A 22,242-nucleotide genomic window follows, 5' to 3' on the forward strand; every position below is an offset into this window, starting at 1 on the left:
TTCTGCTCCCACTATCGGTTTAGATTTTGCTGTTGCAGCTGCTGTATTTTCTTGGTTAGCTGGCGCTCGCGTTGGCTCATGGGAGCAACTGGTTGTATCCATAAATCGATATCAATGAAGGTGTCATTTGCCTCCTCAATGAAATCTATACCCAATACAATCACGTGATGCAGCTCCGCTATCGGTAAGCGCGTGGCCACATCCAAAGCGATTTTCGCAAGATTTGGTTGAATGGTTTGTTTACTATGTTGCCCTTTAGCATCTTGCCCATAAAATATCAGCATATAGTGCCGACCTAAAGACTCATAGGAATGTTGATGGACGACATAGCCTTGTTCTCGTAATTGCTGTTGTTGTTTGGGATGGCGATACAAAGTACGAATCAGCTCATGCCGTGAAAATAAAGACTCATCGAGTATTTGCTGCTGCCAATAAGCAAGATTTATTGCCGAGAAATCTTGCTTATTCTTTTTTTGCCCATTATCGCTATACCGCTTTAACATTTGGCCAATCATTTGCGACCATAACACAGCCGCTTGCGCCATATGCTGCTGATACATTTGGCTGGTGGTACTCTGACTTTTTTGCGCTAGCGCTATTGCTATCAAAGCGGAATTTGGCTTATCTTGCATCTTATATTTAATCAGTGCGTTGTCTATAGCGATAGCTTGCGCAAATACGGCAGGGTCATTTAGGAAATCAGCAATCATCGCCTCTTCAGACTTAAGACTATCTATACGGCTATTATCAGTATGTTGCCACTGCCCTAAACGATATTGTAAAAATCGCCATAGCTCGCATGGCGTATGTAATGCCCTTAATATCAATTGCCAATCATGCCAGCCAAACACCTGTAATGGCGGTTCGCTTGCATGTATTTCTGAACTTAAACCGTCTATAAACCCATTGCCAATAAGGTTATTTTTTACACGTTTACTTGTGTTCTGATAAATGTTTCTAAATTGAATATCAAAAACCACAACATAGGTCGTCGCATCTATCTTATCTTTGTACCTAGTTAAATAGCCGTTGCGCCATGCCGAAATCGATTCAATAGCCGTTTTACGTACGTTTTCAATATATCCTGCACCTATATCCTCAGGTAAATAAATGCTTAGATTTAATAGCTGCAACTGACCTAGGGGCAATTGATAGTCATATTTTTGCACCTTATATTGACCGTTATAGCTAGTAACAAGCGCTTGAACAGCAGGCAATACAATCTCTAATACTTCAGATTGCAGGTAACAGGCTAACTCATCGCCAAGATAGCCTTTATCAGATATCACCGTAGTCAAATTGGACACAGCCGCAACCTTTTCTTATTAAATAAATATAGCAATGTATACCTTGTCATAACTTTTAGCGATAAATTGAACAACATAAACGCTATTATACCTAGTCGCATTCATCGCAGTGAGTTGTTATGATGACATAAAAGCTAGCAGCTTTGCACCGCGTTTACTGGGCTATAAATTGCCATCGCATTTGGCTTGCTTAATATTTTCATTTATATAATAACACTCGTATGATAACAAGGACTGAACATCATGAAACGCTTTAAAGAAAAAACCGTCATCGTCACAGGCGCAGGTTCAGGTATCGGCCGCGCAACCGCCATTCGTTTTGCTCAAGAAGGCGCCAATGTGGTGTTAGTCGGACGCACCGCTGCCACCCTAGAGGAAACAGCAAAAGCGTTCCCACAAGATCGCACTTGGATTCATACTGATAATTTTTTGACCGTCGTCTGTGATATCAGCGTAGAGGCTCAAGTACAAGAAATGATGAAAAGAGTCGTCGATAAATTTGGCAAAATTGATGTCTTGGTAAACAATGCCGGCAAAGCCATGCAAGGGAAAATCACTGAGCTGTCTTCTGAAGATTGGAAATTGGCGATTGATGTCAATTTAAATGGCACTTTTTATGTCTGTCAGGCTGCCATGCCGCACTTGATTGCGAGTAAAGGCAATATTATCAATGTCTCGTCGCTGTCTGGCGTCGGTGGCGACTGGAATATGGCGGCTTATAATGCGGCCAAAGCCGGTATCAGCAACCTAACGCGTACGCTCGCGCTAGACCACGGCGCCGATGGCGTGCGCGTCAACGCTGTCAATCCAAGCGTGACAGCAACCGAGATGACCACCGCTATTCAAGACAACGACAGCAAAACTGATAAGTTTTTGGACCGCTGCCCCCTTAAGCGTATGGCGAAACCAGAAGATATTGCCGCGACCATTACTTTTTTAGCCAGTGACGACGCCGCTATGATTACCGGTGTTAATTTGCCCGTTGATGGCGGAGTCAGTGCCTCTAATGGACAACCGCATTTTTAGTAGCCAATCACCGACCAGAACCACTTAATAGCAAACTTAAATGTTTAACATTAAAAAGCCTCTGATAGCTCAAGTATCAGAGGCTTTTTGATTGCAATCGTTATTAAAAATCATAAAAGCGTTACTCAGCTAAATGATTGATATCCTGTAGTGGCTGCGATAATCGCTCAGGATATCGCGGTACAACGCCGCGATACTGCGCATATATTTTTGGCAAATCGACGTCGATATTACCGGTCGGATAGACGGGCGACATAAAGCGTATTTCTTTGGTTTTATAGTCCATCGCTACGGGTAAAATCGGCACGCCGGCACCTAATGCCAAATAATAAAAGCCAGTCTTCCAGTCTTTGGTATATTGGCGCGTCCCTTCTGGCGCTAAGCCTAAAAATAGCGGTTTGCCAGTTTTAAATTTATCAATACTCGCCTGCAGCACCGAACCTTTATTACCACGGTCAATAGGAATGACGCCAATCCACTTTAACAGCTGTGCAAACACCGGCACTTTAAACAGCGTATGCTTACCCATGATGCTAATTTTTAAATCTAGAGCAAATAAGCTTGGTATCGCATAAATACCATCGACGTTGGAGGTATGCGGCAGCGCCAAAACCACCGCCTGCGGGATATTTGGAATCTCGCCAACGGTACGCCAACCTACTGCTTTTAACAATGCCGAGCCAATCTTTGGCGCAAACTTATTACCACGTTTTGGTACTAAATCACCCAGCTGCTTTTTGCTCAAACTTGGTAGTACTTTTGAGCGCGTAGGTTTAGAAGCAGCCGCTTTAGAACGCTTAAAAAATTTTGATGTCATGACGGCACCATATAGTAAAAGATACCTCTATAATACCATTAAGCGTCTGCTACTACATTGAATTTTATAGATTTTTACCGCCTGCCAGCTTAGTTTTTTATCTACTTATATATAGTGAGTGAAAAGTAATATCGATACATCACGCACTGCTGATATCAGATAACTGCTAAATTACCTTTATGCTCAAGCCATGACTTACGATCAGACGCACGTTTTTTGGCGAGCAACATATCCATGACACTATTGGTTAATATCATATCGTCCATATCTAACTGTACCAAACGGCGGGTATCGCGATTCATGGTGGTCTCGCGTAGCTGTTCGGCACTCATTTCACCCAAGCCTTTAAAGCGCGTAATTTGGGCTTTTTTATTGCCCGGTACATTGGCCAATATGTGCTCAAGCTCAGATTCGTCTAACGCATAATGTACTTCTTTACCCACATCGACGCGGTACAGCGGCGGCATCGCGACAAATAAATGACCTGCATCAACCAACGCTGGGAAATGCTTAACAAACAACGCACAGATAAGCGTGGCAATATGGAGACCATCAGAGTCAGCATCAGCCAAAATACATATTTTGTCATAGCGCAGCTCAGATAAATCATCCGACGCTGGATCCACACCAATCGCGATGGCAATATCATGAATCTCTTGGCTTGATAATACCGTATCTGACGACACTTCCCACGTATTTAAAATCTTACCGCGCAGCGGCAATATCGCTTGATAGTGACGGTCGCGTGCTTGCTTGGCACTACCACCTGCCGAGTCCCCTTCGACTAAAAACAGCTCTGCGCCGTCACGTAAATCACCGCGACAATCCGCCAACTTACCAGGCAATGCAGGACCTTGAGTGATTTTTTTACGCGCCACTTTTTTGGCTGATTTTAGGCGGCGACCGGCTTTATTAATCGCCAATTCTGCAATCTGTGTGCCCATATCGGCATGTTGATTGAGCCACAAACTAAAAGCATCTTTTGCTAGTGTTTGTACCGCGCCTGCCGCTTCACGACTAGAAAGCCGCTCTTTGGTTTGACCAGAAAACTGCGGTTCAGAAAACTTGAGCGACAAGATATAATTGACGCCGTCCCAGACATCTTCGGCCGTTAATTTAACATTACGAGACAGTAGATTATGGATATCGCAAAACTCACGTAGGGCCTCTAAAATACCAGTACGTAAGCCATTAACATGCGTACCGCCCTGTGCGGTTGGGATAAGATTGACATAGCTTTCTTGAATCGGTGTGCCACCATCCGGCAACCAAGACAAGGCAAAGGTGATAGCAGCGCGCTCACCAGCTTTGGCCTCATGGTTATAATAAAACGGCGCCTCCGGTAAGGTTTCTAAACCATCTAGCTGCTCGTTTAGATACTCAACCACCCCGTCGGTAAATTGCCAAACGACTTTTTCATTATTGATATCATCGACAAACTCAATCGTCAGACCAGCGGCTAATACCGCTTTGGCTTTTAGATTGTGTTTTAGCTGCTTAACATTGAATTTTGGCGTATCAAAAAAACTACCATCGGCCCAAAACTTAACTTTAGTGCCACGCTTACGTTTATTCGAGCTAACCGTTTCGGTTAAAGAGGTGACCGCTGCGCCATTCTCAAACGCCATCTCGAACTGCGTACTATCGCGCCAAACCGTTACTTCAACTCGCGTTGATAAAGCGTTGACGACAGAGATACCCACACCATGCAGACCGCCCGATACCTCATAATTGGAGGTCGAAAACTTACCACCCGCATGTAGACGGGTCAAAATCAGCTCAATCCCTGATTGGCCAAATTCAGGATGGATATCGGTTGGCATACCGCGGCCATCATCTTCGACCGATAGCGAGCCATCACTATGCAGCTGCACCTTGATGGTTTTTGCATAACCCGCCAACGCTTCGTCGACTGAGTTATCAATGACTTCTTGAGCTAAATGATTGGGGCGCGTGGTGTCGGTGTACATTCCAGGGCGACGGCGGACAGGCTCCAGCCCTTCTAAAACTTCTAACGATTGCGCATTATATTGACTCACAAATGCATCCTTAATTATTCATGTGCGATTAATTCTATTAACCCATTATAACGAAAAATAGTGGCCTTAAGGTCAATACTCATTTGCTTACGTCAGATAATGTCGTTTAGTTAAATCCGTGTGAGACTCTGCAGCATCTCAATCACCGTAGGTAATTGCTCATTGAAGTCACTAAAGCGATGATCGCCGCCCGTTTGCATCGTTACGCTTGCGCCTTGTGTTTGATAAAACTGTTTAGACAGTTCAGGATTAAGCAGCTCATCTCCTTCCTTAATCAGGACAGCAATTTTATTAGGATAATTAACGGTTGATAGTTGGTGCGCTGCAAACCATTGCAAATCTGTTTGAGTAATATCCCAACCGCCCGCTGTCGCATGAATAACCTGCTTACCCAAATCCTCGTCTTTAACATTGTTTTTTAGCGCAAAATCTTTGGCAAACCGCTGCAAAGTAATATGGGGCTGGATGCTGGGGTTTAGTAATAGCGCTGGGCAACCGGTATGATTGCTAACCACCGTAGAAAAATAACCGCCTAATGAGCTACCGACCAGTACGGTATGAGAAGATTTATTTAGCTTATCTTGTGCTGTTTTATTTTGACCGTCTAAACGTTCAATTAACGAGAGTATTTGCTTAAAAACTTGCTCAGGGGTCTTGTTCAAATCTGGTCGTAATACCTTGATATCGGGATGATACTTTTGGCAATAATCCTCCAATAATTTGCCTTTTGTAGAGTTGGCATCACTGTCTAAGCCATGGATATAAATAATATTCACGTAGAATCTCACTGATTGGTTTTGTTATGATTGCTGTATATGGCGGTGCAAAACTTAGCATAGCACTGACGCCACAAAAACAGTAACGATAAAATGGCACAGTATTATTCGCTATTTGCGCCATAATAGTATTTACGGTAAGACGAGACAAGCAATCGGGCCAGTTAAAGGAATAACGTAATAGCGATGGAGCCGCCATGAATCAGCAGTTTGAACTGTTCGAGATTGCCAATCCATGCATTGGTGTTTGCCAAAGCAATAAAAAGGGCTACTGCTTTGGCTGCCTGCGTAGCCGCCCTGAGCGCCAGCTATGGCATGGGATGACGACCGAACAGCGCCGCGAAGTACTAAGGCTTATAGCAGGGCGTCGGCAACGTATCGAGCAGCTGCGACAGCGTAAAGGCGAACAATTGGGCTTTAATTTTGATGAGACAATAGAGACAGGAAGATTATTTTAACAAAAATAAAGGGTTAATATATACTTAATATTTAAAGGTAGTAATGTAAAAAAACTACATAGTATTCTATTGAAATTTATTTTATTATCACTATATACAAGTAAATGAATATTGATAAACCAAATGGTTTTTAAGGATAATATAATGAATCATACTGTCAGGTCTGATATAAAAGACACAGTGAAAAATTCGCGCCAAATTGAATACCTTTACGCTGGAGTCGATACCCAAGACGGTGCTGGGGTTAAGCTGACACGGGTACTGACCCAGCAGCTACAAGAGCGTCTTGACCCGTATTTGATGTTAGACAACTTTAAAAGCGATAATCCAGACGACTATGTTGCCGGTTTCCCCAATCATCCGCATCGTGGTTTTGAAACCATTACCTATATGATTACTGGTCGTATGCGCCACCGCGACAGCGCCGGTAACGAAGGGCTATTACAAAATGGCGGCGTCCAATGGATGACGGCGGCGAGCGGTGTGATTCATTCAGAATTGCCTGAACAAGAAAACGGCGCAATGGAAGGTTTTCAGCTTTGGCTTAACCTACCTGCTAAAGATAAAATGAATGACCCTTGGTATAAAGATTTCCAAAGTGACGATTTGCCAAAATATAGCACGGAAGATGGCGTAGACGTCACGGTAATTGCGGGTCAATCGCATGGTATTGAAGGCGCGGTCACACGCGACATCACTGAGCCGAGTTATTTGGATATCCATCTACCAGCAGGAACGAGTTTTAGTCAGGCGATTCCGGCTGACCATAATGCTTTTGTTTTTGTCTATCGCGGTACCATAGAGATTGCAGGCGAAACGGTACCAACTAAAACCATGGCTATTCTTGAAAATAACGCGGATACTGATGGCGTTACCATTACAGCCGATAGTAGTGAGGATACCAAAGTGATTTTAATCACTGGTCGCCCACTAGGCGAACCGATTGTGCAATATGGCCCCTTTGTGATGAACAATCAGCAAGAAATCATGCAAGCGGTTACTGATTTTCAAAGTGGTAAATTTGGTGAAGGCGCTTAAAGCTTAGCTATTAGCTAAGCTTTAGCCTTGATTATTTAAAATACTCTCTTGAATGTCAAAGCCCGTATTAGTTCGCTAATACGGGCTTTTTTTATGATAAGAAAAGCAAATCTGCTGCTTTCACCACGAACTTAAACTATCTAGTTGCACGGAGTAACCGCTCTCATCACCTAGAATGATTTATTGGCAAACTTAAACCACATCAACTTGGCGTTCACGGCGATAGTGACGTAACTGATGTTCTAAGCGCCGACCCTCACTAAAAGCGGATACCCGCTTTAAATAGCCAATGATACGCGTAGCATGATCAACATCGTTTGAGCCACAAGCCTCACAGTGATAAAGGGTGCGCTTATCAATATGCTGACATGCATTGCAAATGGTAATACGCACGTTAATACAAAAGTACTGACACCCTGTGGTTGCCGCAATATCTAATAATTTACGATACTGCTGCTTATCGAGAGTTTCGTCCAAATTCAAATGTAAGGCCGAGCCGCCATCTAGCCACTGCGTAAGCTCACGTCCATGCAGCATAAACTTATCCAAGGTATTGGTTGTTTCATCCTCTACCAGATACAGATAAGAGTTATAACACTCTCGCTGCACCTCATAGCCGTCTCGTTTGTCCCATTTGGCATTTTTAACGCCTAAGTTTTCTGCGGGTACAAACTCAGTATTAAATTTCAAACCATACTGGATACTGGCTTTACGATTTTCATCATAAATGGTTTTTAGGATATTATTAACGAAGGTATGATATTGCTGATTATTACCAACTACTATGCCTTGACTCTCCGCAGCTTCTGCCATGCCATTGATACCGAGCGTCAAAAACTGCTTATCTAGTTGAATAAACCCTGCATCGTAAACGGGCAACATGCCAGATGCTTGATATCGTTCCATCAGCTTACGATAACTGACCTGATACTTATGAATTTTTTGTACCTCTGCAGCCAAATCTTGTCCATTTTGAATCATACGATTCAGATTAAGGGTAATAACATTGATTGAGCCAGTAGCCACGCCACCTGCGCCTAAAGTATAAGAGAAACTGTGATCAGTGATTTCATTGCGCAGACGACAACAAGAGGCTAAAGAATCCGGATTGTCGCTTTGATAAATAAAGAAGCTGTTTTTTTCTGCCAACTCGGTCGCTAGCATATCGGCATATTCTTCATCTTTACATTTACCGTTTTCGGTTAGCATGGCGCAGGTAACGACTGGGAAAGTTAAGATTGCACGTTTACGCTCTTCATTAAACCAGGTTAAAAAATACGCCTGTAGCTGTTTAATCGTTTCCCAGCACGGTCTTTCACCATCAGGAAAGACAAAGTTGGCAAACATGGCATCAAAATAATATTCGTCGTATAAAGAGATATTCCAAAACGCGCTTTGATAACCACGCGCCGCAGCAGGTTGGTTAATGGAATAAACCACTTGCTGGAAACAGTTTTCAATCAATGATTTATGCGTGGTTAAATAATCACTGCCATGGTCTTTACGAGCGAAGTAATCGAAATAGGCAAGAAACTCGACCGTCGCCACTGCGCCCGCAAATTGCGAACTAATGGCAAATATCAAGTTAATGAAAGAGCCACAAAACGACGCTAAGTGCTGCGGCGGACCTGCCTCGCCGCCCAATTTCTTTAGGCCATCCAGCAAAAATGGATATAATGATACTGAGACGCAGTAAGGTTTTAGGCTAGTCTCGTCATGTACATAAATTTCATGAGCTTCGATTTGGCGCAAATACTCATCTGCCAAATCACTATCAAAACATGCGCGAATCTGATGTTGTACTTGACTGCGATTAACCTGAATAAAGTAATCTTTCATAATTTCGCTTTCTAACGTGGCGATATTCTTGACCGTCACGTTGGCATTGGCGTCTACATGGGAGCCATCTGCTGCATTATTGGCTTGCATATAATCTTTGATAAAAAATAATTTATCGCCCAACTGCTCTGAATTCAACTTACTCATAATTCCTCCAAAACAAATGATTTAATACTTCACCGTTAGTACAATCGATAAACCTTTGATTAGTGGTTGGAGTGTCTAAACCTCCAAGCTCCATAATCCATGGTCCTGTTTTTAGATAAGTTAGCTCTGCTTGCAAACTGGACGGTATGGCATCCAAGCCTGTGTACAGTGCTGTTTTCAATCCGGAGTGTCGAACCTGCTTGAGCGCAGACAACAAGGCGGACGGTTGCCATTCACCACCCATAAACAGCACACAGCTGATGAGACCTTTATAGCTTTCCAATAACCCCGCTAAAAAGTCATCAGTTAAAGGCGTACCTTTCTCTTTTTTCCACGTGTCAGCACGACTACAACCTCGGCACATTAAAGGGCAGCCAGCAACGGTCAACGCTAAGCTAACCTCTGTTGGTACTTCTTGAAAAACAATGTCATATTCAACAATATTCAACATCACTACCCTTTAAACCAAATCGTGAAGACCTATATATAGTATATAGACATTATAAATAACACAATATGTGGGATATTTAATTTAAATACTGCTCAGTAACCACATCTAAATCAATCATTTAGCTATAAGAAACACACTAAAAATCTAGTATTTAACAGGTTTTTTTAAGAAAGTCTGATGAATTATGTAGAAAGAAATAATTTTTAAAGATAAATTTAAGAGAATTCGAAGTCATGAAATGAAAGACAAAGCTATTGAGGAATATTCCTTGAATAAAGAAAAGCCCTTTCATAACGATATATGAAAGGGCTAGAAAAAATTGATAATAACTTCAGATAAGTAAAGTAAGCATTGATTAGAGTAGGCAAGCGATATTTTTTTATATAAACCCCGCAGACAAAGAAAACCCCCTTACGCATTCACGTAAGGGGGTAATCGGAATAGAGAGCTGACGATGACCTACTCTCACATGGCCGGAGCCACACTACCATTGGCGCGATGATGTTTCACTTCTGAGTTCGGGAAGGGATCAGGTGGTACCATCATGCTATTGTCGTCAGCAAAGGGGGTTAGATATGAGTCTGTGTGTTTAAATGACTAGTGTCATCTTAATCCAACTGAATCAAGGATTAAGGTGATATCGAAATAATTAGACTTGATACAAACCACTTGGGTGTTGTATGGTCAAGCCAAACGAGCAATTAGTACAGGTTAGCTACACACATCGCTGTGCTTCCACACCCTGCCTATCAACGTCCTAGTCTTGAACGGCTCTTTAGGGAAATCTAATCTTGAGGTGGGCTTCCCGCTTAGATGCTTTCAGCGGTTATCCCATCCGAACGTAGCTACCGGGCAATGCCATTGGCATGACAACCCGAACACCAGTGGTTCGTCCACTCTGGTCCTCTCGTACTAGGAGCAGATCCTCTCAAATTTCCAACGCCCACGGTAGATAGGGACCGAACTGTCTCACGACGTTCTAAACCCAGCTCGCGTACCTCTTTAAATGGCGAACAGCCATACCCTTAGGACCTGCTTCAGCCCTAGGATGAGATGAGCCGACATCGAGGTGCCAAACACCGCCGTCGATATGAACTCTTGGGCGGTATCAGCCTGTTATCCCCAGAGTACCTTTTATCCGTTGAGCGATGGCCCTTCCATACAGAACCACCGGATCACTAAGACCTACTTTCGTACCTGCTCGACTTGTGGGTCTCGCAGTTAAGCGCGCTTTTGCCTTTATACTCTATGAACGATTTCCGACCGTTCTGAGCGCACCTTCGTACTCCTCCGTTACTCTTTAGGAGGAGACCGCCCCAGTCAAACTACCCACCATACATTGTCCTCGGTATTGTTATACCTGAGTTAGAACCCCGACATGACCAGGGTGGTATTTCAAGGATGGCTCCACCAAGACTAGCGTCTCGGCTTCAAAGCCTCCCACCTATCCTGCACAAGTCAGGTCAAAGTTCAATGTAAAGCTGTAGTAAAGGTTCACGGGGTCTTTCCGTCTAGCCGCGGGTACACAGCATCTTCACTGCGATTTCGATTTCACTGAGTCTCTGCTGGAGACAGCGCTGCCATCATTATGTCATTCGTGCAGGTCGGAACTTACCCGACAAGGAATTTCGCTACCTTAGGACCGTTATAGTTACGGCCGCCGTTTACTGGGGCTTCGATCAAGAGCTTCGCTTACGCTAACCCCATCAATTAACCTTCCAGCACCGGGCAGACATCACACCCTATACGTCCACTTTCGTGTTTGCAGAGTGCTGTGTTTTTAATAAACAGTTGCAGCAGCCTGGTATCTGCGACTGCCAACAGCTCAAGGAGCAAGTCCTATCACCATCGGCAGCGTACCTTCTCCCGAAGTTACGGTACCATTTTGCCTAGTTCCTTCAGCAGAGTTCTCTCAAGCGCCTTGGTATTCTCTACCTGATCACCTGTGTCGGTTTAGGGTACGATTCGTTTATAACTATTGCTTAGAAGCTTTTCCTGGAAGCATGGTATTTGCCACTTCACGGTACAAGTACCGCTTGCTATCAGATCTCAGCCGTATTACAGTCCGGATTTGCCTAAACTGTAAGCCTACATCCTTTCACCTGGACAACCAACGCCAGGCTGACATAACCTACTCCGTCCCTCCATCGCATTATAAACAAGTATCGGAATATTAACCGATTTCCCATCGACTACGCCTTTCGGCCTCGCCTTAGGGGTCGACTCACCCAGCCCCGATTAACGTTGGACTGGAACCCTTGATCTTCCGGCGTGCGAGCTTTTCACTCGCATTATCGTTACTCACGTCAGCATTCGCTCTTGTGATACCTCCAGCATGCTTTACAACACACCTTCACAGGCTTACACAACGCTCCCCTACCACTTGAAAACAAATTCAAATCCGCAGCTTCGGCTCCTAGTTTGAGCCCCGTTACATCTTCCGCGCGGGCCGACTCGACTAGTGAGCTATTACGCTTTCTTTAAAGGATGGCTGCTTCTAAGCCAACCTCCTAGCTGTCTATGCCTTCCCACCTCGTTTCCCACTTAACTAGGAATTTGGGGCCTTAGCTGGCGGTCTGGGTTGTTTCCCTCTCCACAATGGACGTTAGCACCCACTGTGTGTCTCCCGGATATCACTCATCGGTATTCGGAGTTTGCATCGGTTTGGTAAGTCGGTATGACCCCCTAGCCGAAACAGTGCTCTACCCCCAATGGTGTTCGTCCGAGGCGCTACCTAAATAGCTTTCGGGGAGAACCAGCTATCACCGAGTTTGATTAGCCTTTCACCCCTATCCACAAGTCATCCCCTGGCTTTTCAACGACAGTGGGTTCGGTCCTCCGGTGCCTGTTACGGCACTTTCAACCTGCTCATGGATAGATCACTCGGTTTCGGGTCTATACCCTGCAACTAATCGCCCTATTAAGACTCGGTTTCCCTACGGCTCCCCTAAACGGTTAACCTTGCTACAGAATATAAGTCGCTGACCCATTATACAAAAGGTACGCGGTCACCCTAATAAATTAAGGCTCCCACTGCTTGTACGCACACGGTTTCAGGTTCTATTTCACTCCCCTCACAGGGGTTCTTTTCGCCTTTCCCTCACGGTACTGGTTCACTATCGGTCAGTCAGGAGTATTTAGCCTTGGAGGATGGTCCCCCCATCTTCAAACAGGATTTCTCGTGCCCCGCTCTACTTAATATGTTAACGCTAATGTTTCGAATACAGGACTATCACCTACTACGGTCAGCTTTCCCACGCTGTTCTTCTACATTAGCATTAATCGGCTTCTCCCCGTTCGCTCGCCGCTACTAGGGGAATCTCAATTGATGTCTATTCCTAAGGGTACTGAGATGTTTCACTTCCCCTCGTTCGCCTCTTATATAAATATAAGATAGCTAGCTTATGCTAGCTGGGTTTCCCCATTCAGAAATCTCCGGATCACAGGATATTGCCGCCTCCCCGAAGCTTATCGCAGGCTGTCACGTCTTTCATCGCCTCTGACTGCCAAGGCATCCACCATGTGCGCTTCATTACTTGACCATACAACCCCAAGTAGTCTTTCGACTTCAAAGTGTCATACAATCTAATTATGATAACGATATCACCTATGTTTACGCTTGATTCAGTTCTCTTTATTTTTTTAAGAAATCCTCTTTGGGATAACAAACAATGTCGTTAAAAGAGGATTTCTTAAGGTTAGAGTGTCGCGTGAACACGCCACTCTAACCCAGACTCATATCTATGTTTTTAAATAGTTCTTACTCTCTCGTCGAGTAGTAAGTTTCCGTATAAAACAGAAAGAAGTAATCAGATAATATATTGCTATATTGGAATCACTTGTTTCTGTTTGATACCTATTTTATTTATTAGCATTCAAAGCTTACTGCGTTTATAGTGGTGGAGCCAAACGGAGTCGAACCGTTGACCTCCTGCGTGCAAGGCAGGCGCTCTACCAACTGAGCTATGGCCCCATATATAAATGGTGGGTCTAAGTGGACTTGAACCACTGACCCCCGCGTTATCAACACGGTGCTCTAACCAGCTGAGCTACAGACCCAAATTACGCTTGTATAAACGTAAGCTTAAACTAAAGAACAACTTGTTGTGAATTCTTGCTGACCGAATGCTGTCTATAAGGAGGTGATCCAGCCGCAGGTTCCCCTACGGCTACCTTGTTACGACTTCACCCCAGTCATCAACCACACCGTGGTGAGCGCCATCCTAAAAGGTTAGGCTACCCACTTCTGGTGCAATCAACTCCCATGGTGTGACGGGCGGTGTGTACAAGGCCCGGGAACGTATTCACCGCGGCATTCTGATCCGCGATTACTAGCGATTCCTACTTCATGGAGTCGAGTTGCAGACTCCAATCTGGACTACGATAGGCTTTTTGAGATTCGCATCACATCGCTGTGTAGCTGCCCTCTGTACCTACCATTGTAGCACGTGTGTAGCCCTGGTCGTAAGGGCCATGATGACTTGACGTCGTCCCCGCCTTCCTCCAGTTTGTCACTGGCAGTATCCTTAGAGTTCCCGGCCAAACCGCTGGTAACTAAGGACAAGGGTTGCGCTCGTTGCGGGACTTAACCCAACATCTCACGACACGAGCTGACGACAGCCATGCAGCACCTGTATTCTAATTCCCGAAGGCACTCCCGCATCTCTGCAGGATTCTAGATATGTCAAGACCAGGTAAGGTTCTTCGCGTTGCATCGAATTAAACCACATGCTCCACCGCTTGTGCGGGCCCCCGTCAATTCATTTGAGTTTTAACCTTGCGGCCGTACTCCCCAGGCGGTCTACTTATTGCGTTAGCTGCGTCACTAAGTCCTCAAGGGACCCAACGACTAGTAGACATCGTTTACGGCGTGGACTACCAGGGTATCTAATCCTGTTTGCTACCCACGCTTTCGAACCTCAGTGTCAGTATGATGCCAGAAGGCTGCCTTCGCCATCGGTATTCCTCCAGATCTCTACGCATTTCACCGCTACACCTGGAATTCTACCTTCCTCTCACCTACTCTAGCCTAACAGTATCAGATGCCGTTCCCAGGTTAAGCCCGGGGCTTTCACATCTGACTTATCAAGCCACCTACGCTCGCTTTACGCCCAGTAATTCCGATTAACGCTTGCACCCTCTGTATTACCGCGGCTGCTGGCACAGAGTTAGCCGGTGCTTATTCTGCAGCTAATGTCATCGTCTATGGGTATTAACCATAGAGTCTTCTTCACTGCTTAAAGTGCTTTACAACCAAAAGGCCTTCTTCACACACGCGGCATGGCTGGATCAGGGTTGCCCCCATTGTCCAATATTCCCCACTGCTGCCTCCCGTAGGAGTCCGGGCCGTGTCTCAGTCCCGGTGTGGCTGATCATCCTCTCAGACCAGCTACAGATCGTCGCCATGGTAGGCCTTTACCCCACCATCTAGCTAATCCGACTTAGGCTCATCTAATAGCGAGAGCAACAAGTTGCCCCCTTTCTCCCGTAGGTCGTATGCGGTATTAATTCGAGTTTCCCCGAGCTATCCCCCACTACTAGGTAGATTCCTAAGTATTACTCACCCGTCCGCCGCTCGTCAGCGAGAAGCAAGCTTCTCCTGTTACCGCTCGACTTGCATGTGTTAAGCCTGCCGCCAGCGTTCAATCTGAGCCATGATCAAACTCTTCAGTTTAATCTTGCATGAAGTCCTTTAAAGAGACTTCGAAACTTGGCTCATTTAATCTGGCAATTACGCTCTCGTATGTTTCATATAATGAATTAACTTTGAGTTTTCTTGCTGTCTTAAATGATAATTTTTATAGTTAGAATGACTCCCGAAAAGAGAGTAAAACCAACTTTATTTTTTAGCATTCTGAATCAGCAAAAATCCACACAAGTTGTTCTTTAGTTATGCTTTTAAATAGTGTCAAGTTACTGTCGTCCAGTAACTGATATATAGGGTATTTCTCTTTGCTAGTTCGTTTAAGTTAAGAACTTATCCTATCTAGCGAGCCGACTATCATATCATAATGATTTGGTTTGTCAAGCTTTTTTATAATTTGTTTCAATGGGTTAGCCAGGTTTGTTATATGTAATTGACATATAAGTTGTTCCGGTTCTCCCTAATGAGGTGCGTATTATAGACGCTTATTTTAATTAGTCAAGAAGTTATTTTTATTTAGTTTGAAAGTTTCTATCAGTCTACGTAAAAGTGGTTTGATGTGTTCTTTCTCGCTCATAGGTGTTTATTCAGTGCCAAAGCTCTTTGTAAACGCCCTTCCCTTTCGACTGGGTGGCATTATACGCGCTTTTAGTAGGGGGTCAAGCTAATATCCATTTTTATTTTATATATATTACAACTTATTGAAATACATCATTATTTTAAATAAGTTGAAGAAAGCACTATTACTATAGCAAAATCTCATAAGGATATCGTTTTATTAGGATATAGAATTATCAAGCAGATAACATAAATGAGAATAGTTAACAGGATTTCCATTATTAAGGAAAAAACGTCTATTGAGGAAAAGTAAGCATTGATTAGAGTAGGCAAGCGATATTTTTTTATATAAACCCCGCAGACAAAGAAAACCCCCTTACGCATTCACGTAAGGGGGTAATCGGAATAGAGAGCTGACGATGACCTACTCTCACATGGCCGGAGCCACACTACCATTGGCGCGATGATGTTTCACTTCTGAGTTCGGGAAGGGATCAGGTGGTACCATCATGCTATTGTCGTCAGCAAAGGGGGTTAGATATGAGTCTGTGTGTTTAAATGACTAGTGTCATCTTAATCCAACTGAATCAAGGATTAAGGTGATATCGAAATAATTAGACTTGATACAAACCACTTGGGTGTTGTATGGTCAAGCCAAACGAGCAATTAGTACAGGTTAGCTACACACATCGCTGTGCTTCCACACCCTGCCTATCAACGTCCTAGTCTTGAACGGCTCTTTAGGGAAATCTAATCTTGAGGTGGGCTTCCCGCTTAGATGCTTTCAGCGGTTATCCCATCCGAACGTAGCTACCGGGCAATGCCATTGGCATGACAACCCGAACACCAGTGGTTCGTCCACTCTGGTCCTCTCGTACTAGGAGCAGATCCTCTCAAATTTCCAACGCCCACGGTAGATAGGGACCGAACTGTCTCACGACGTTCTAAACCCAGCTCGCGTACCTCTTTAAATGGCGAACAGCCATACCCTTAGGACCTGCTTCAGCCCTAGGATGAGATGAGCCGACATCGAGGTGCCAAACACCGCCGTCGATATGAACTCTTGGGCGGTATCAGCCTGTTATCCCCAGAGTACCTTTTATCCGTTGAGCGATGGCCCTTCCATACAGAACCACCGGATCACTAAGACCTACTTTCGTACCTGCTCGACTTGTGGGTCTCGCAGTTAAGCGCGCTTTTGCCTTTATACTCTATGAACGATTTCCGACCGTTCTGAGCGCACCTTCGTACTCCTCCGTTACTCTTTAGGAGGAGACCGCCCCAGTCAAACTACCCACCATACATTGTCCTCGGTATTGTTATACCTGAGTTAGAACCCCGACATGACCAGGGTGGTATTTCAAGGATGGCTCCACCAAGACTAGCGTCTCGGCTTCAAAGCCTCCCACCTATCCTGCACAAGTCAGGTCAAAGTTCAATGTAAAGCTGTAGTAAAGGTTCACGGGGTCTTTCCGTCTAGCCGCGGGTACACAGCATCTTCACTGCGATTTCGATTTCACTGAGTCTCTGCTGGAGACAGCGCTGCCATCATTATGTCATTCGTGCAGGTCGGAACTTACCCGACAAGGAATTTCGCTACCTTAGGACCGTTATAGTTACGGCCGCCGTTTACTGGGGCTTCGATCAAGAGCTTCGCTTACGCTAACCCCATCAATTAACCTTCCAGCACCGGGCAGACATCACACCCTATACGTCCACTTTCGTGTTTGCAGAGTGCTGTGTTTTTAATAAACAGTTGCAGCAGCCTGGTATCTGCGACTGCCAACAGCTCAAGGAGCAAGTCCTATCACCATCGGCAGCGTACCTTCTCCCGAAGTTACGGTACCATTTTGCCTAGTTCCTTCAGCAGAGTTCTCTCAAGCGCCTTGGTATTCTCTACCTGATCACCTGTGTCGGTTTAGGGTACGATTCGTTTATAACTATTGCTTAGAAGCTTTTCCTGGAAGCATGGTATTTGCCACTTCACGGTACAAGTACCGCTTGCTATCAGATCTCAGCCGTATTACAGTCCGGATTTGCCTAAACTGTAAGCCTACATCCTTTCACCTGGACAACCAACGCCAGGCTGACATAACCTACTCCGTCCCTCCATCGCATTATAAACAAGTATCGGAATATTAACCGATTTCCCATCGACTACGCCTTTCGGCCTCGCCTTAGGGGTCGACTCACCCAGCCCCGATTAACGTTGGACTGGAACCCTTGATCTTCCGGCGTGCGAGCTTTTCACTCGCATTATCGTTACTCACGTCAGCATTCGCTCTTGTGATACCTCCAGCATGCTTTACAACACACCTTCACAGGCTTACACAACGCTCCCCTACCACTTGAAAACAAATTCAAATCCGCAGCTTCGGCTCCTAGTTTGAGCCCCGTTACATCTTCCGCGCGGGCCGACTCGACTAGTGAGCTATTACGCTTTCTTTAAAGGATGGCTGCTTCTAAGCCAACCTCCTAGCTGTCTATGCCTTCCCACCTCGTTTCCCACTTAACTAGGAATTTGGGGCCTTAGCTGGCGGTCTGGGTTGTTTCCCTCTCCACAATGGACGTTAGCACCCACTGTGTGTCTCCCGGATATCACTCATCGGTATTCGGAGTTTGCATCGGTTTGGTAAGTCGGTATGACCCCCTAGCCGAAACAGTGCTCTACCCCCAATGGTGTTCGTCCGAGGCGCTACCTAAATAGCTTTCGGGGAGAACCAGCTATCACCGAGTTTGATTAGCCTTTCACCCCTATCCACAAGTCATCCCCTGGCTTTTCAACGACAGTGGGTTCGGTCCTCCGGTGCCTGTTACGGCACTTTCAACCTGCTCATGGATAGATCACTCGGTTTCGGGTCTATACCCTGCAACTAATCGCCCTATTAAGACTCGGTTTCCCTACGGCTCCCCTAAACGGTTAACCTTGCTACAGAATATAAGTCGCTGACCCATTATACAAAAGGTACGCGGTCACCCTAATAAATTAAGGCTCCCACTGCTTGTACGCACACGGTTTCAGGTTCTATTTCACTCCCCTCACAGGGGTTCTTTTCGCCTTTCCCTCACGGTACTGGTTCACTATCGGTCAGTCAGGAGTATTTAGCCTTGGAGGATGGTCCCCCCATCTTCAAACAGGATTTCTCGTGCCCCGCTCTACTTAATATGTTAACGCTAATGTTTCGAATACAGGACTATCACCTACTACGGTCAGCTTTCCCACGCTGTTCTTCTACATTAGCATTAATCGGCTTCTCCCCGTTCGCTCGCCGCTACTAGGGGAATCTCAATTGATGTCTATTCCTAAGGGTACTGAGATGTTTCACTTCCCCTCGTTCGCCTCTTATATAAATATAAGATAGCTAGCTTATGCTAGCTGGGTTTCCCCATTCAGAAATCTCCGGATCACAGGATATTGCCGCCTCCCCGAAGCTTATCGCAGGCTGTCACGTCTTTCATCGCCTCTGACTGCCAAGGCATCCACCATGTGCGCTTCATTACTTGACCATACAACCCCAAGTAGTCTTTCGACTTCAAAGTGTCATACAATCTAATTATGATAACGATATCACCTATGTTTACGCTTGATTCAGTTCTCTTTATTTTTTTAAGAAATCCTCTTTGGGATAACAAACAATGTCGTTAAAAGAGGATTTCTTAAGGTTAGAGTGTCGCGTGAACACGCCACTCTAACCCAGACTCATATCTATGTTTTTAAATAGTTCTTACTCTCTCGTCGAGTAGTAAGTTTCCGTATAAAACAGAAAGAAGTAATCAGATAATATATTGCTATATTGGAATCACTTGTTTCTGTTTGATACCTATTTTATTTATTAGCATTCAAAGCTTACTGCGTTTATAGTGGTGGAGCCAAACGGAGTCGAACCGTTGACCTCCTGCGTGCAAGGCAGGCGCTCTACCAACTGAGCTATGGCCCCATATATAAATGGTGGGTCTAAGTGGACTTGAACCACTGACCCCCGCGTTATCAACACGGTGCTCTAACCAGCTGAGCTACAGACCCAAATTACGCTTGTATAAACGTAAGCTTAAACTAAAGAACAACTTGTTGTGAATTCTTGCTGACCGAATGCTGTCTATAAGGAGGTGATCCAGCCGCAGGTTCCCCTACGGCTACCTTGTTACGACTTCACCCCAGTCATCAACCACACCGTGGTGAGCGCCATCCTAAAAGGTTAGGCTACCCACTTCTGGTGCAATCAACTCCCATGGTGTGACGGGCGGTGTGTACAAGGCCCGGGAACGTATTCACCGCGGCATTCTGATCCGCGATTACTAGCGATTCCTACTTCATGGAGTCGAGTTGCAGACTCCAATCTGGACTACGATAGGCTTTTTGAGATTCGCATCACATCGCTGTGTAGCTGCCCTCTGTACCTACCATTGTAGCACGTGTGTAGCCCTGGTCGTAAGGGCCATGATGACTTGACGTCGTCCCCGCCTTCCTCCAGTTTGTCACTGGCAGTATCCTTAGAGTTCCCGGCCAAACCGCTGGTAACTAAGGACAAGGGTTGCGCTCGTTGCGGGACTTAACCCAACATCTCACGACACGAGCTGACGACAGCCATGCAGCACCTGTATTCTAATTCCCGAAGGCACTCCCGCATCTCTGCAGGATTCTAGATATGTCAAGACCAGGTAAGGTTCTTCGCGTTGCATCGAATTAAACCACATGCTCCACCGCTTGTGCGGGCCCCCGTCAATTCATTTGAGTTTTAACCTTGCGGCCGTACTCCCCAGGCGGTCTACTTATTGCGTTAGCTGCGTCACTAAGTCCTCAAGGGACCCAACGACTAGTAGACATCGTTTACGGCGTGGACTACCAGGGTATCTAATCCTGTTTGCTACCCACGCTTTCGAACCTCAGTGTCAGTATGATGCCAGAAGGCTGCCTTCGCCATCGGTATTCCTCCAGATCTCTACGCATTTCACCGCTACACCTGGAATTCTACCTTCCTCTCACCTACTCTAGCCTAACAGTATCAGATGCCGTTCCCAGGTTAAGCCCGGGGCTTTCACATCTGACTTATCAAGCCACCTACGCTCGCTTTACGCCCAGTAATTCCGATTAACGCTTGCACCCTCTGTATTACCGCGGCTGCTGGCACAGAGTTAGCCGGTGCTTATTCTGCAGCTAATGTCATCGTCCATGGGTATTAACCATGGAGTCTTCTTCACTGCTTAAAGTGCTTTACAACCAAAAGGCCTTCTTCACACACGCGGCATGGCTGGATCAGGGTTGCCCCCATTGTCCAATATTCCCCACTGCTGCCTCCCGTAGGAGTCCGGGCCGTGTCTCAGTCCCGGTGTGGCTGATCATCCTCTCAGACCAGCTACAGATCGTCGCCATGGTAGGCCTTTACCCCACCATCTAGCTAATCCGACTTAGGCTCATCTAATAGCGAGAGCAACAAGTTGCCCCCTTTCTCCCGTAGGTCGTATGCGGTATTAATTCGAGTTTCCCCGAGCTATCCCCCACTACTAGGTAGATTCCTAAGTATTACTCACCCGTCCGCCGCTCGTCAGCGAGAAGCAAGCTTCTCCTGTTACCGCTCGACTTGCATGTGTTAAGCCTGCCGCCAGCGTTCAATCTGAGCCATGATCAAACTCTTCAGTTTAATCTTGCATGAAGTCCTTTAAAGAGACTCCGAAACTTGGCTCATTTAATCTGGCAATTACGCTCTCGTATGTTTCATATAATGAATTAACTTTGAGTTTTCTTGCTGTCTTAAATGATAATTTTTATAGTTAATAATCTTTCCGAAAAGAAAAGATAGTCAACTTTATTTTTTAGCATTCTGAATCAGCAAAAATCCACACAAGTTGTTCTTTAGTTATGCTTTTAAATAGTGTCAAGTTACTGTCGTCCAGTAACTGATATATAGGGTTTTTCTCTTTGCTAGTCAGTTTAAGCTAAGAACTTATCCTATCTAGCGAGCCGACTATCATATCATAATGATTTGGTTTGTCAAGCTTTTTTATAATTTGTTTCAATGGGTTAGCCAGGTTTGTTATATGTAATTGACATATAAGTTGTTCCGGTTCTCCCTAATGAGGTGCGTATTATAGACGGTTTGAACTGGGTGTCAACCGATTTTCGATAGATTTCTTAATTTATTTT

General features: G+C 45.2%; 9 protein-coding genes, 4 tRNA genes and 6 rRNA genes. 3 read left to right on the forward strand and 16 right to left on the reverse strand.

The window, feature by feature from the left end:
* Positions 1 to 11: 11 nt before the first annotated feature.
* The gene (locus AB8P72_RS12930; protein ID WP_193030904.1) at positions 12 to 1,307 is read right to left on the reverse strand and encodes a hypothetical protein; all 1,296 of its coding nucleotides are present in this window, start codon (positions 1,305 to 1,307) and stop codon (positions 12 to 14) included.
* A gap of 243 nt (positions 1,308 to 1,550) precedes the next feature.
* On the opposite strand from AB8P72_RS12930, the gene AB8P72_RS12935 reads away from it, so the two are divergent.
* Positions 1,551 to 2,333, forward strand: coding sequence for an SDR family NAD(P)-dependent oxidoreductase (locus AB8P72_RS12935; RefSeq protein WP_191692316.1), 783 nt, complete (start codon positions 1,551 to 1,553; stop codon positions 2,331 to 2,333).
* A 121-nt stretch (positions 2,334 to 2,454) separates the two neighbouring features.
* Here AB8P72_RS12935 and AB8P72_RS12940 read toward each other — a convergent pair whose 3' ends face one another.
* The 3 genes from AB8P72_RS12940 to AB8P72_RS12950 form a co-directional block, all read right to left on the reverse strand.
* Positions 2,455 to 3,150, reverse strand: a complete 696-nt coding sequence (locus AB8P72_RS12940; RefSeq protein WP_193030906.1) for a lysophospholipid acyltransferase family protein — start codon at positions 3,148 to 3,150, stop codon at positions 2,455 to 2,457.
* Positions 3,151 to 3,305: 155 nt separating this feature from the next.
* The gene (parE, locus tag AB8P72_RS12945) at positions 3,306 to 5,189 is read right to left on the reverse strand and encodes a DNA topoisomerase IV subunit B (RefSeq protein ID WP_369957852.1); all 1,884 of its coding nucleotides are present in this window, start codon (positions 5,187 to 5,189) and stop codon (positions 3,306 to 3,308) included.
* Between the two features lie 110 nt (positions 5,190 to 5,299).
* On the reverse strand, positions 5,300 to 5,965 hold the full coding sequence (locus tag AB8P72_RS12950) for a YqiA/YcfP family alpha/beta fold hydrolase (RefSeq protein ID WP_369957853.1): 666 nt from the start codon (positions 5,963 to 5,965) through the stop codon (positions 5,300 to 5,302).
* A 197-nt stretch (positions 5,966 to 6,162) separates the two neighbouring features.
* Between AB8P72_RS12950 and AB8P72_RS12955 the strand changes: the two genes are divergently transcribed.
* Both AB8P72_RS12955 and AB8P72_RS12960 read left to right on the forward strand, forming a co-directional pair.
* On the forward strand, positions 6,163 to 6,423 hold the full coding sequence (locus AB8P72_RS12955; RefSeq protein WP_369957854.1) for a DUF1289 domain-containing protein: 261 nt from the start codon (positions 6,163 to 6,165) through the stop codon (positions 6,421 to 6,423).
* A 144-nt stretch (positions 6,424 to 6,567) separates the two neighbouring features.
* Positions 6,568 to 7,461, forward strand: a complete 894-nt coding sequence (locus AB8P72_RS12960) for a pirin family protein (RefSeq protein ID WP_201591857.1) — start codon at positions 6,568 to 6,570, stop codon at positions 7,459 to 7,461.
* Between the two features lie 192 nt (positions 7,462 to 7,653).
* Here AB8P72_RS12960 and nrdD read toward each other — a convergent pair whose 3' ends face one another.
* From nrdD to AB8P72_RS13020, 12 genes are all read right to left on the reverse strand, one after another.
* Entirely contained in the window at positions 7,654 to 9,447 is a 1,794-nt protein-coding gene (nrdD, locus tag AB8P72_RS12965) for an anaerobic ribonucleoside-triphosphate reductase (protein ID WP_369957855.1), read from the reverse strand.
* Positions 9,440 to 9,898 carry an anaerobic ribonucleoside-triphosphate reductase activating protein gene (gene nrdG, locus AB8P72_RS12970; RefSeq protein WP_288726159.1) on the reverse strand — a complete coding sequence of 153 codons (459 nt, stop codon included), beginning with the start codon at positions 9,896 to 9,898 and terminating at the stop codon, positions 9,440 to 9,442. Before nrdG ends, nrdD begins: the two co-directional genes overlap by 8 nt.
* A gap of 446 nt (positions 9,899 to 10,344) precedes the next feature.
* Positions 10,345 to 10,459: ribosomal RNA gene (gene rrf, locus AB8P72_RS12975) — 5S ribosomal RNA — on the reverse strand.
* 119 nt (positions 10,460 to 10,578) lie between these two features.
* Positions 10,579 to 13,440: ribosomal RNA gene (locus AB8P72_RS12980) — 23S ribosomal RNA — on the reverse strand.
* A 355-nt stretch (positions 13,441 to 13,795) separates the two neighbouring features.
* Positions 13,796 to 13,871, reverse strand: a tRNA-Ala gene (locus tag AB8P72_RS12985).
* Between the two features lie 9 nt (positions 13,872 to 13,880).
* Positions 13,881 to 13,957, reverse strand: a tRNA-Ile gene (locus tag AB8P72_RS12990).
* Positions 13,958 to 14,033: 76 nt separating this feature from the next.
* A 16S ribosomal RNA gene (locus AB8P72_RS12995) occupies positions 14,034 to 15,572 on the reverse strand.
* A 939-nt stretch (positions 15,573 to 16,511) separates the two neighbouring features.
* Positions 16,512 to 16,626 (reverse strand): 5S ribosomal RNA (rrf, locus tag AB8P72_RS13000).
* A 119-nt stretch (positions 16,627 to 16,745) separates the two neighbouring features.
* Positions 16,746 to 19,607 (reverse strand): 23S ribosomal RNA (locus tag AB8P72_RS13005).
* A gap of 355 nt (positions 19,608 to 19,962) precedes the next feature.
* Positions 19,963 to 20,038, reverse strand: a tRNA-Ala gene (locus tag AB8P72_RS13010).
* 9 nt (positions 20,039 to 20,047) lie between these two features.
* Positions 20,048 to 20,124 (reverse strand) — tRNA-Ile (locus AB8P72_RS13015).
* 76 nt (positions 20,125 to 20,200) lie between these two features.
* A 16S ribosomal RNA gene (locus AB8P72_RS13020) occupies positions 20,201 to 21,739 on the reverse strand.
* The 16S, 23S and 5S rRNA genes sit together here with 4 tRNA genes alongside, the layout of an rRNA operon.
* Positions 21,740 to 22,242: the final 503 nt, after the last annotated feature.

Source organism: Psychrobacter sp. CLB018, from assembly GCF_041222815.1.
Lineage (GTDB): Bacteria > Pseudomonadota > Gammaproteobacteria > Pseudomonadales > Moraxellaceae > Psychrobacter > Psychrobacter faecalis.